9 protein-coding genes and 1 pseudogene are annotated in these 13070 nt (G+C 29.6%); 5 read left to right on the top strand and 5 right to left on the bottom strand.

The features are described from left to right. Nucleotides 1–61: 61 nt before the first annotated feature. Nucleotides 62–559 carry a GNAT family protein gene (locus Q0H31_RS02600; RefSeq protein ID WP_295295635.1) on the bottom strand — a complete coding sequence of 166 codons (498 nt, stop codon included), beginning with the start codon at nt 557–559 and terminating at the stop codon, nt 62–64. Between the two features lie 489 nt (nt 560–1048). On the opposite strand from Q0H31_RS02600, the pseudogene Q0H31_RS13200 reads away from it, so the two are divergent. After that, nucleotides 1049–1835, top strand: a pseudogene (locus tag Q0H31_RS13200) (integrase core domain-containing protein). A 116-nt stretch (nt 1836–1951) separates the two neighbouring features. Continuing rightward, nucleotides 1952–4039 carry a glutamine synthetase III gene (locus Q0H31_RS02585; protein ID WP_295295632.1) on the top strand — a complete coding sequence of 696 codons (2088 nt, stop codon included), beginning with the start codon at nt 1952–1954 and terminating at the stop codon, nt 4037–4039. A gap of 60 nt (nt 4040–4099) precedes the next feature. Here Q0H31_RS02585 and Q0H31_RS02580 read toward each other — a convergent pair whose 3' ends face one another. From Q0H31_RS02580 to Q0H31_RS02570, 3 genes are all read right to left on the bottom strand, one after another. Next, complete coding sequence (locus Q0H31_RS02580; RefSeq protein WP_295295631.1) at nt 4100–4342, bottom strand: PepSY-like domain-containing protein; 243 nt, start codon at nt 4340–4342, stop codon at nt 4100–4102. Nucleotides 4343–4569: 227 nt separating this feature from the next. Continuing rightward, nucleotides 4570–8874, bottom strand: coding sequence for an acyl-CoA dehydratase activase-related protein (locus Q0H31_RS02575; RefSeq protein WP_295295630.1), 4305 nt, complete (start codon nt 8872–8874; stop codon nt 4570–4572). Nucleotides 8875–8930: 56 nt separating this feature from the next. Next, the gene (locus Q0H31_RS02570; protein WP_147730863.1) at nt 8931–9281 is read right to left on the bottom strand and encodes an aspartate 1-decarboxylase; all 351 of its coding nucleotides are present in this window, start codon (nt 9279–9281) and stop codon (nt 8931–8933) included. Nucleotides 9282–9544: 263 nt separating this feature from the next. Between Q0H31_RS02570 and yedE the strand changes: the two genes are divergently transcribed. From yedE to Q0H31_RS02555, 3 genes are all read left to right on the top strand, one after another. Beyond that, nucleotides 9545–10624 (top strand): YedE family putative selenium transporter, encoded by a 1080-nt coding sequence (yedE, locus tag Q0H31_RS02565; protein ID WP_295295629.1) that lies wholly within the window; start codon nt 9545–9547, stop codon nt 10622–10624. Nucleotides 10625–10871: 247 nt separating this feature from the next. After that, nucleotides 10872–11105, top strand: coding sequence for a SirA family protein (locus Q0H31_RS02560; protein ID WP_013243047.1), 234 nt, complete (start codon nt 10872–10874; stop codon nt 11103–11105). A gap of 88 nt (nt 11106–11193) precedes the next feature. Beyond that, nucleotides 11194–12492: a glutamate-5-semialdehyde dehydrogenase gene (locus Q0H31_RS02555; protein ID WP_295295628.1), complete on the top strand. Its 1299-nt coding sequence runs from the start codon at nt 11194–11196 to the stop codon at nt 12490–12492. Nucleotides 12493–12559: 67 nt separating this feature from the next. Here the strand turns inward: Q0H31_RS02555 and Q0H31_RS02550 are convergent. Beyond that, a partial coding sequence (locus Q0H31_RS02550) for an ankyrin repeat domain-containing protein (RefSeq protein WP_295295627.1) occupies nt 12560–13070 on the bottom strand: 511 nt, incomplete at its 5' end.

Below are 13070 nucleotides of genomic sequence, written 5' to 3'. Positions count from 1 at the left end.
ATAAAAAGTCAAGTATTATGTTAACTATTTTTTAGCCAAAACTAAATAAAAAAAATATCACTTAAAGCAAAAGACCAAATAAATAGCAGTTATAATAAACCCCATTCAAATAAAAAAAATTTCTTATTTCCCCTTCTCTTTCAAAACCAAATTTTTTATATAAAGCTATAGCTCTGTCATTATCAGCTCTCACGTCTAACTCTATCTTTTTTAAATTATTAGACTTACAATAATTTATTGTGTACTCAATGAGTTTTGAAGCTATTCCACGCCCCCAATACTCTTTTAAAACACTTATTCCTAAACTAACTCTATGCTTTACCCTCTTTTTATTAATTCCTCTGATGCTGCATATTCCAACTATTTTTTCATCAATCTCACACAAAAACATCCTCTCTAATACTGATTTCTCTATTGTCTGTATAAACTCTCTCTCTTTCTCTACACTAAGCTCCCTCTCATCAGATGCACATATTAAAAAATCACTCTCATCTGATACTTTTTTTATAAAATCAACAACATTTTTAGCATCTGTTATATGTACTTCTCTTATAATCATAGCAAGCTTCAAATTTATTATGTAAACTATAATATGATAACTCTTTTTTTCTTTTTGTAAATACCGTTAAATATTTTTTTAATAAAAAACCGAAAAAATACAAAACATTATACAAAAACTAATTAATACTATTTTATAGACTATATACCCAAATATATATAATACCAATCAATAGCTAATCTAAAGATTCCACTCTTATTTATACAAGTTCAGTTTAAAAATTCCATATTTATTAATCTTCTTCCAATAGATATTATTAATAAATTAGCTAAGTGTATATAAAATATTTATTCATATCTTAATATTATGTTTAATTTACATAATTAAAACTTATGTTTACTTAGAAAATACTATATAACAATATGAAAAATAAGTCAATAATTGTATATTAAATATTATGTTTAGGAGTCACAGATATTGCACGTTTTTTAGTTTTAAAAAAGTAGGTATTCCTTATAATATAAATAGCTCAAATTTAAAGGAATACCTATGAAAGAATATACTTCAAATCAAAGAAAAAATATAGTTCTAAAAATAAATAAAGTTAAAAATAAAGAAATATTAGCTTTAAAATATGATATTAGTATTAGAACATATTATTATTGGAAAAGACAATTAGAAACTTGTTCTATTATAAACCCTAAATCTACTACACCGAAAACTAATAAAAATAAATTGAAAGATAAAAAGATTATCAAAAGAATAGTTGAGATAAGAAAATTATAAGGAAAACCGTTCACAACTTTTTTAAAGAAGCAAAAAAGTATGAATAGATACTATGCTCTGCGGACTTCATCAATATGCTTTCTTTAATAAAATACATTATTTTCAAATTACTGCTATAAATTTAGATACGAGAATGACTTTCAGATATTTACACGATGAAAAAACCACCGATAATATAATAAATTTTATTAATCGAATGTTAGATTATTTTCCTTTTAGAGTTCATTGTTTACAGTCGAACAATGGTACAGAATTTACTTATCGCAAACATTCATTTGAAACAGAACACCCATTAGGTATATTTTGCAAGAAAAACTATATTAAGAGAGTTTATAATACAGCCGCTTCTCCTTGGTATAATGGTGTAGTAGAAAGTACACATAGGCTAGACTAAAAAGAATTTTATGACTTTTGTACTAAAGAATTAACTTTACAGAAAGCAAATAAAAACATACAAAAATATAATCATTTTTTCAATTATAAACGAATACATTCTGCTTTAAATTATGATACACCTTTTGTTTACTTTTATAAATTAAGGAATTCCTAACTGCAATATGTTTGGCTCCTGTGCACATAATCGTATATAGTAATATTGAAATAATTTATAATAGTGTTATAATATTTTATTTAAATAAATATATAATTTTTTTTTGGGGGAAGAATATGGATAAATTACCTGATATATTTGAAAGTTATGTGTTTAATGACAACGTAATGCAAGAAAAACTTCCTAAAGATATTTACAAAAAGTTAATAAAAACAATAAAGAATGGTGAGAGATTAGATTTAGAGTTAGCAAATGTAGTAGCTCATGCAATGAAAGAATGGGCAATAGAAAAAGGGGCAACACATTTCACTCACTGGTTTCAGCCTATGACAGGTGTAACTGCAGAGAAACATACTTGTTTTATAACACAAACTAAAGACGGCAAAGTTCGTATGGAGTTCACAGGTAAAGAACTTGTTCAAGGAGAACCTGATGCTTCGAGTTTTCCTTCTGGAGGATTGAGAAGTACTTTTGAGGCAAGAGGATATACCGCTTGGGACCCTACTTCTTATGCTTTTATTAAAGATAATACGCTATGCATACCAAGTGCTTTTTGTTCTTACAGCGGAGAATCTTTAGATAAAAAGACCCCATTACTTCGCTCTATGCAAGTTATAGAAAGAGAAGCAAAGAGAATATTAAAATTATTTGGTCATAATGATATCAATAGAGTATATACAACAGTTGGTGCTGAACAAGAATATTTTTTAATAGATAGAGACTTATATTTACAAAGACCAGATTTAAGATATTGTAAGAGAACATTATTCGGAGCTTGTCCGCCAAAGGGACAGGAATTAGAAGACCATTATTTTGGTGCTATAAAACCGAGAGTTTTAGAGTTTATGAAAGAGTTGGATAATGAACTTTGGAAGCTTGGTATTATTGCAAAAACAGAGCATAATGAAGTAGCACCCGGCCAATATGAACTTGCTCCAGAGTTTACTATAACCAATATGGCAACAGACCAAAACCAAATTACAATGGAGCTTATGAAGGTAATAGCAGAAAAACATAATTTAGCTTGTATTTTGCATGAAAAACCTTTCTCTGGTGTTAATGGAAGCGGAAAACATAATAACTGGTCTATAGCTACAGATACAGGTCTTAACTTATTTGAACCTGGTAAAACACCTTCAGAAAATAAGCAGTTTTTATTATTTATAGTTGCTGTGATGAAGGCAGTTGATGAATATCAGGATTTGCTTAGAGCTACAACAGCAAGTGCAAGTAATGATCATCGCTTGGGAGCATCTGAAGCACCTCCTGCCATAATATCAATATTTCTTGGAGACGAACTTACTGAAATAATAGAGTCTATGGAAAACTCAAAAAAATACAAAAAAAGAGAAGCTGTTGAAATGGAGATGGGAGTAGCCGCTCTTGCAAGATTTACAAAAGATTCAACAGATAGAAACAGAACTTCTCCTCTTGCTTTTACAGGAAATAAATTTGAGTTTAGAATGGTAGGCTCTAGCTTGTCTGTATCTGGACCTAATATTGTATTAAACACAATAGTAGCCGAAGCATTATCTCAATTTGCTGATATATTAGAAAAGTCTTCAGATTTTGATAAAGATTTAGAAGAGCTATTAAAAGAAAACATCAAAAAACATAAAAGAATAATTTATAATGGAAATAATTATTCTGATGAATGGGTAAAAGAAGCTCATAAAAGAGGTTTATGCAATTTAAAAACAACCCCTGAAGCACTTGAAACATTTATATCACAAAAAAATATAGACTTGTTTACAAAACATAATGTTTTAACAAAGGCAGAAGTTCTTTCAAGATATGAAATAAGCTTAGAAGAATACACTAAAGTAATTAATATTGAAGCACTTACTTTAATAGATATGATTAATAAATATATTATTCCATTTTCTTTAGATTATATCGAAGAGCTTGCTAATATATGCGATAAAAAGAAAAATGTAAAAATAAAATACGATGTAGAAAAAGCTCTATTAGATAAAATAACTAATTTAACTAATAATCTTTATGATAAATTGAAAATATTAGAAAATTATTTATCTGAAGCAAAAAAGATAAATAATATATCAAAATCAAGTGTATTTTTTAGAGATAAGGTATTTGCTTGTATAGAGGAAATGCGTCCTATAATAGATGAGCTTGAGAGAACAGTTTCTAAAAAACATTGGAAACTTCCAACTTATGGCGATATGTTATACAGTTTAGCTTAAAGAATATAATATTAAATAAGGCTTGCAAAAAGATATTATTTTGCAAGCCTTATTAGAAAATCAATAATCTATATCAACTATTCTTCCTCTTCTAGTTATTTCTAACTCTATACCATTACTAAGCTCTACATGATACAAACCATCGTCCATCTCCACTTTCCAAATTCTTGCTCTTGGAAAACGTCTTCTAACAGCATTCTTAACTGCTGCAGGAACTTGATTGAGAGATATAATCCAATCTGCAAAAAGAGAAGAACTTCCTATTATAGAAAAAGCAAATAATAAGCAAAATAATTTCTTCATAAATACTCCTTTTTATTTCTATTATGTTAAATTAACTTATAATTATATTATAGTATAATTTTCGAGTAATGTCAATTTATTTTACAAAAAATAGTAAAAAATTTACATTTTTTTGCTATTTTTTAACAAATTTAGATAAAATTTTACATTTTTAGATTGTATAATAAAAAAGGTTTACAAATAAAAATTTGCAAACCTTAATATATTGTTATTATTTTACTAAATTATTATTTATGATATGCTCCGACAGCTTCTTTTATATCATCATCAACCATAATAGAGTTCATACTATCTTTAGCAGAACGAGCAAAGAACTCTAATCTGTTTACAGTATTAACTTCACTAGCACCAGCATCCATATCCAAATAAAGAAGATTGAGATTAGGATATATAGTTTTAAGTCTAGTTTCAATACCGCGGGCTATAATATGGTTAGCAATACAACCGAAAGGCTGTAAACAAAGAACATTATTAATATTCTCTTCAGCAAAAGTAGCTATCTCACCAGGTAATAGCCAAGCTTCACCGAATTGATTTGTCATAGCAGTAACTTTAGCAGCATTTTCAGCAATCTGTCTTATATGGTGCACAGGTCTAAATCCTTTAAACTTAGACATTATTTGATTGATAGAATCTATTCTCATGTCTATAACTTTTTCAGATAATTTAGAGCCATAATATTTTAAAGATGAAACCTCTCTTGCATTAGTCTCTTTATTAACCTGAGCACTTATAATCTTTTGTACAAAGAAGTCAAATACAGGAGGAACTATAACTTCTATACCTTTAGCCATTAGCCAATCACAAACATCACCATTAGCAAAGTTGTTGTATTTTACATATATCTCACCAACAAGTCCTGCTTTAGGCAATATTAAGTCTTTAGTTTCAATGGCATTAAACTCTTTAACAGCCTGTTTTAATAATTTATCAGTATCATTGAGGCTAAAATCTCTTGGGTGTAAAGCTATATATTTATTAGCAAGAGCCAAAGATTCTCCTCTATTAACCTCACGTACAGCCGTATAATAATACATTGCAGATATAGCATCAGCATAAGGCATAGCAACAATACCCTCTTTCATCATATCAACCTTAGAGAGTTTAAATCCCGGCTGATCATTAATAACAGTTAAACCCACAGTAATAACAGGCACATTAGGATAACCAGCATTAATTAACCCTCTCTTAATAAGCGAAGCATAATTACTAGCCCTGCACTGTCCGCCTGTTTGAGTGATGCCGGCAGCTATTTTGTCAGGGTCATACTTACCGCTTTGTACAGCTTTGACAATATCTCCAACTATTATTGTAGCAGGGTAACATATATCTTGGTTAGCATATCTCAAACCTGTTTCTACAGAGTCTATATCAGGCTCTGGAAGAGCTATTGTATCATATCCGCTTCTTTGAAGCAGAGTTAAAATCATAGGGTCATAGAAATGTCCGAATTTAGGTACAAGTATTGCACGCTTATCGTTTTTCTCATATCTTTTAATAATAGTTCTTTGCGGTTTTTCTTTTGGAAAAAAATTACCTTTCATTTTCATACTTTCTATCATAGAACGTATTCTGAGTCTTATACTTCCGGGGCTTGAAATCTCATCAACTTTTACCAAAGTAGGGTTTTTGCCATAAGCATTAAGTATTGATTTTATTTCATCAGAAGTAGTAGCATCAGGTCCGCAGCCGAAACTATTAATTTGAACTACTTCAAGTTTTATATCTTTTTGTTTAGCTGCCCATAAAACAGCTTTAAACATCTTGTTAGGATAAGACCATTGAGTTAATACTTGAACATCAGCAAGAGATTCATCAATATCAAGACCATCTTCTGTAAGTACATTAATACCAAATGAAGCAATAGTTTCAGGTATTTTATGATTGATTAGCGGGTCTATATGATAAGGTCTGCTTACTATAAGTATAACAGGTGTTTGTGTTTCTTTAGCATGCTCTATTATCTTTTTGCCTTCTTCTTTTAATTCTGCTTTTACTCTCTCTTGTTCTTTTAAAGCTAATTTGAATGCTCTGTCAAAATCTTTTTTATCTATACCAAGTGTTTTTACAAAATAAGCTTTACATCCTTTATAGAGTAAATCTTCATTTAGGAATGAAATTGTCGGAGCATCAAAAGCTATACCATATTTAGTTAATGGGCTTATAGAACTGTCTATTACATCAGGATAACCAGTTACAACAGGGCAGTTATAACTATTGTCGCTGCCATCATTTTCTTTTTTCTCTAAAACAACAGAAGGATAGAATATTCTGTCCACATTAGATTCTATTAAATCATATATATGTCCATTAGCTATTTTAGCAGGGAAACATATATTATCGCTCATAACAGTACCAGAGCCTTTCTCAGCTATAGCCATGCTTGAAGGAGATGATAATTGTACTCTATATCCGCATTCTACAAGTATAGTAGCCCAGAATGGGAAGTTTTGATACATATTAAGTACTCTAGGTATTCCTATAACGCCTTTTATATCATCTGTAGCAGGTGCTAAAGGTCTGTCAAAGAGTAAAGAAAGTTTTTTCTGAGTAATATCCATACCATAATTTCTTTCTTTTGAGCCTTTGTTAGTAAATATTCTTTCACATTTATTGCCTGTATAGAATGATTTACCGTCTTTGAATTTTAATCTTGTAACAGTACAAAGGTTTTCACAGCCTTTACAAGTAAGCTGTTTTCTTTCATAATCATTAGCTTCTTGTAAATTATCTAAACCAATAAATGTTGTATCTTCTTTTTCTTTATTGTAGGTATCCAAAGCAAGCAAAGCACAGCCATAAGCTCCCATAAGCTCTGATATATCAGGGCGAATAACTTTTTTGTTTAGGAATTTTTCTACAGAACGAAGTACAGCTGCATTCTTAAAAGTACCGCCTTGAACAACTATATGCTCACCCAAAATAGAAGTGTCTGTAATTTTTAATACTTTAGTAAAACAGTTTAATGTAACACTCTTAGCAAGACCTGCAGAAATATCAGCAACAGAAGAGCCTTCTCTTAAAGATTGTTTTACTTTACTATTCATAAACACTGTACAGCGGCTTCCTAAATCACAAGGACTTGCAGATTCGCAAGCAATATTAGCAAAGGTCGCTACTTTATATCCCATGCCGCGTGCAAATGTTTCTATAAATGAACCGCAGCCTGATGAACAAGCCTCATTTATTTCAATGTTTTCTATAATGCCGTCTTTAATAAATATAGCCTTCATATCCTGTCCGCCTATATCAAGAATGAAGCTTACATCTTTATCAAAAGCCTTAGCTCCTCTATAATGAGCCATAGTTTCAACAATGCCTTCGTCCATATTGAAAGCAGCTTTTATTAAATCTTCTCCATATCCTGTAACAGCAGTTCTTGCTATATTTATTTTTATATTTTTTTCATCTAATTCTTTTTTTATCTCTGTAAGTCCTTCTGTAACAGCACCTACTGGATTTCCATTATTGTTTCTATAGTGTCTTAATACTACTTGTCCTTTATCATCAATAATAACTATTTTTGTAGTAGTAGAACCAGAGTCTATACCTAAGAATGTGTTTTTGCCATTAACAGTTGATGCATCAGCAGATTTTACTTTATCTTTGCTATGTTCATCTACCCATTTTTCATATTCTTCCTGACCGCTGAATAATGCTTCTCTATGTTTAGAATTAGTTATTTTTACATCAGAAGAAATGTTTTCTACCAACTTTATAAAATCAGAAACTTTTATAGCTGTTTGCTCTTCATCTTCACCAAAAGCAGCTCCTATTGCAGCAGTTAATTCAGGGTGATCAACTGTATACATATCATCTTCTGTAGCATTCAAAAGAGTTAAAAATGTTCTTCTTAATTCTGGAAGGAATGTTAAAGGTCCGCCTGTAAATAATATTTTAGGCTTAATCTCAAAACCTTTAGCAAGCGTATTAATTGTTTGAACAGCAACTGCTTGGAAAATACTTTTAGCAATATCAGTTTTTGGTATGTCGCGGCTAATGAGAGTTTGTACATCTGTTTTAGCAAATACACCGCATCTGCTTGCCATTGGGTAGATAGATGTTGATTCTTCTGCAAGTGTTGAAAGTTCTGATGGATGAACATTAAGAAGTGTTGCCATTTGGTCTATAAAGGCACCGGTTCCGCCTGCACAGTTACCATTCATTCTTATATCTGCTTTAAAATTATCATCAAACACTATTATTTTTGCATCCTCTCCGCCTATGTCAATCAATGTTCTTCCATAAGGATAAATCTTCCTAATAGCTGTTGAAGAAGCAATTACCTCTTGTACAAAGCTAATGCCTGTCTTTTCACTAATACCCATACCAGCAGTGCCTGTCATAGATACTAATAATTCTATATCTCCATGGTTAATTTCCAAATCTCTTAATATAGAGAGTAATGTTTCTTTAACATCAGCATTGTGTCTAGTATAAGTTTTAAATATCATATTGTTTTTATTATCATATACAACCATCTTTGCGGTAGTTGAACCAATATCAATACCTGCTTTATAAATAATTTTCATATATTTTCTCCATAAACAAAAATTAAATATCTATATTAAAAGCCATAAACTTTATCTTAGTCTATAACCATATTATGCATATTTACTTGGATAATATTTGTAATATGTTTCTTTATATGCTCTTCCGGTATATTGCCGTATGACAGTATAACTATTACATCATCTTTTTTAGCTAAACGTACATACTTGCCATTTATGCTTATTATACCAGTATTTGCTATTCCCTTTATAACCTCAGCTTCAAATCTATTATTATTGCTAAGGTTAATTATAGATACTATATCCCCCTCAAGTATATCTGATTTATCCATTAAAGTTTCATCTATGGTAATTGAATCTTTGAAATTAAGATCAGTTCTAGTTACAGTCAATCTATTTATTTTAGATTTTATTACTTCTCTCATCATAATAAAAATAATTTTCCATAAATAAAACTTACAATTATTGTACTTTTCTAGAAAAAAAAGTCAATATAATGTTTGGTACTATTCACTTATAATAGTTAATATACACTATTGTATTTTTGTATATTTTTATACATTTCATACATATTTTTTAATAAACATAACTATTGAAAAACATATAAAAATTTTTTATAATTAATTGCATAAAAATACTATTTATATTAAAACAAAAATAGTATGAAAAAATATTATTAAAGGAGTTGAAAATGAAAAAAAACATTTTCACAAGCTCCATCGGCATTATAGTATCTGGTGCCATTATTGGAGCTTTAGCGGCTTGGCTTTCTGTAATGGGAAACCCTGCCAACATGGGAATATGTGTTGCATGTTTCACTAGGGATTTAGCTGGGGCTTTAGGGTTGCATAGGGCGGCTGCTGTGCAGTATATAAGACCTGAACTTATAGGGCTTGTTATTGGTGCTACAGTATCTGCTTTAATCTCTAAAGAGTTTTCTCCTAAAGGCGGAAGTTCACCTATTATAAGATTTATTTTAGGTTTCTTTGCTATGATTGGGGCTTTAGTTTTCTTGGGCTGTCCTTGGAGAACATTGTTGAGAATAGCTGGTGGAGATATTAATGCTATATTTGGCTTAATAGGTATTATTATAGGCGGAGGTATTGGAGTTTTCTTCTGGAAACAAAATTTCTCTTTGGGTCAGCCAAAAGCATATAATAATAAATTAGTAGGTTTTATACCGCTAGTAATATCAATAATACTATTAATATTATTATTAAAACAAACAAAATTCTCTGAAGGCGGAGCAATATTTTTCTCTGAATCAGGTCCAGGAAGTATGAAAGCTCCTTTAATTATAGCTTTAGTAGTTTCTATTATAATAGGTTTTATAGCTCAAAAATCTAGATTTTGTACTGTAGGCGGTGTGAGAGATGGAATATTTATGAAAGATTTCCATATGACTAAAGGTGTTATAGCTTTTATTGTTGCTGCTTTAATAGTAAATATTATAACAAATAGATTTAATGTTTCTATGGAAAATCAGCCTATAGCTCATACTAACATATTATGGAATACTGTATCAATGATTCTTACTGGTTTAGCATTTACTTTGGGTGCTGGTTGTCCGGGAAGACAGTTTATACAATCTGCCGAAGGAAATATGGACAGTTTTGTATTTGTTATAGGAATGCTTGTTGGTGCTGGATTTGCTCATAATTTTAATTTGGCAAGTTCTACTGCTGGTCCTACAATATATGGTATGTTTGCTGTTATTTTAGGTTTAGTATTTTGTATTATTATAGGATTTACTATGAAAGAAAATCAGTGATATGTTTCTTACTGTGCAGCAGGTTGTTGTCATTATATAATAAGAAATATACCATATAATAGGGATTATATAATGAACTCTACCGTTACGTTATATTATTAGAATGTATATTATAGTAATATAAAGTGGCGGTAGAGGTTATAATAACTTAATTTTGATTAATAAGTTGATTATAATAATTTGATATCCTTATAAATGATATTGTTAATCTTAAATAAAAAATATCAAAAAATGTTAAAGGATTTTTATGCAAGAGACTATAAAAATAGATACAAGAGGAATGTCTTGTTCGCAGGCTTCTTTTCAGGCTAAATGTGCAGCTATAAACAACACAGAATTAAACACAGTTATAGAGGTTTTAGTTAGCGGGCATTCAAGCTGTGAAAGTGTGATTCGCGGATGCATTAAATATGGATATGAAGGAAGTTTTGAGCATATAGAAAACGAGGACATATTAGTTACTTTAATTAAAAAGAAATAATAAAAAAAGAATAATAAACTTTTTTGACAATTTAATTATTAGCTATTATAATAATATTTAAGCGAACTTTTTTCGGAGAATACATATAATGCAATTAATAGACTTGGTAAAAAATGCAAAAGATTCTACATATAAATTACAATCATTAAGCACAGATATAAAAAATAAAGCATTATTAGAAATAGCTGAAAAATTAGAACAAAATAAAAACATTATATTTGAAGCGAATAAAAAAGATTTGGAATATGCCAAAAAACTTCTCGATGAAAATAAAATTTCTCTTTCTATGTTTAATCGTTTGAAATTAGACGAAAACAAAATGATAGATATTATTTCTGGTATCAAAGATGTTGTGAAATTGGAAGACCCTATTAATAAAGTATTATTAGAAACGGAGCTTGATGATAATTTATTATTAAAAAAAATATCTTGTCCTATTGGTTTAATTGCTGTAATATTTGAAGCTCGTCCTGATGTTATATCTCAAATATCTTCTTTATGTATAAAATCTTCAAACGTTGTTATACTTAAAGGCGGTGCTGAGGGAGAGAATACAAACAAAGCGATATTTAACATCATTAACGAAACATTAGAGAGTATTGAAGAGTTTCCAAAGAACTCAGTTAATTTGGTATTTACAAGAGAGGATATAAAAGAATTATTATCAATGGATAAATATGTTGATCTTATAATACCAAGAGGCGGAAACAGTTTAGTACAATATATAAAATCAAACACTAACATACCTGTACTTGGGCATGCTGACGGTATATGTCATTTATATATAGATGAATCAGCTAATCAAGAAAAAGCATTAAAAATATGTTTAGATTCAAAGGTTCAATATCCAAGTGCATGCAATGCTGTTGAAACTATACTTATAAATAAAAACATAGCTAATGAATATTTGCCAAAGCTTTATAATTTATTTAAAGAAAATAATATAAAAATGAACGGCTGTAAGGAAGTAAGAAAAATACTTAATCAATCAGATATTGCTGAAGTAAAAGAGTGGCATTTTGAATATGGAGATAAAGAGGTATCATTAAAAATAGTAGAAAATACAGAAGAGGCATATAATCATATAAACAGATACGGTTCTCATCATACAGATTCTATAATATCAGAAAACAAAGATAATATAGAAAAGTTTATGACTTATGTTGATTCTGCTAATGTATACTGCAACACTTCAACAAGATTTTCTGACGGGTTTAGATATGGTTTTGGAGCAGAAGTTGGGATATCAACAAACAAAACTCATGCAAGAGGTCCTGTTGGCTTAGAAGGTTTAACTATATACAAATACAAACTTTTTGGAAATTATCAAATAGTTGATGATTATGTAAGCCATAGAGATAGTTTTAAACATAAAAGAATAAAATAAAAATATAAACTAAAAGGCAAGAGCTTTTGATAAACTCCTGCCTTTTAATTTTTTTACTAATAAAGAATTATTTAGCACCTGCAGAAACAAGCATATTTATAATAGTCTTATTTCCTATTTCTTTAGCTAAATCTAATACTGTATAATCAACATTATTTATTTTTGCTATAGCATTAACATTAGCCCCCGCATTAATAAGCATTCTAACTGCTTCTGTATTATCTCCTAAAACAGCCAATAATAAAGCCGTAAATCCTTTATTATCTTTTAAATCAAGATTAGCACCTGCAATGATAAGCATTTTTACTGCTTCTGTATTATCTTTGTAAGCAGCCCATAATAAAGCCGTAAATCCTTCATTATCTTTTAAATCAAGATTAGCACCTGCATTGATAAGCATTCTTACTGCTTCTGTATTATCTTTGTAAGCAGCCCAGTATAAAGCTGTTCTGCCTTTATTATCTTTTAAATCAAGATTAGCACCTGCATTGATAAGCATTTTTACTGCTTCTGTATTATCTTTGTAAGCAGCCCAGTATAAAGCTGTTCTGCCTTTATTATCTTTTAAATCAAGATTA

Origin of the sequence: uncultured Brachyspira sp., assembly GCF_934747485.1 — a bacterium.
In the GTDB taxonomy this organism is placed as follows: domain Bacteria; phylum Spirochaetota; class Brachyspiria; order Brachyspirales; family Brachyspiraceae; genus Brachyspira.
This window is presented reverse-complemented; position numbering and strand designations above follow the sequence as displayed.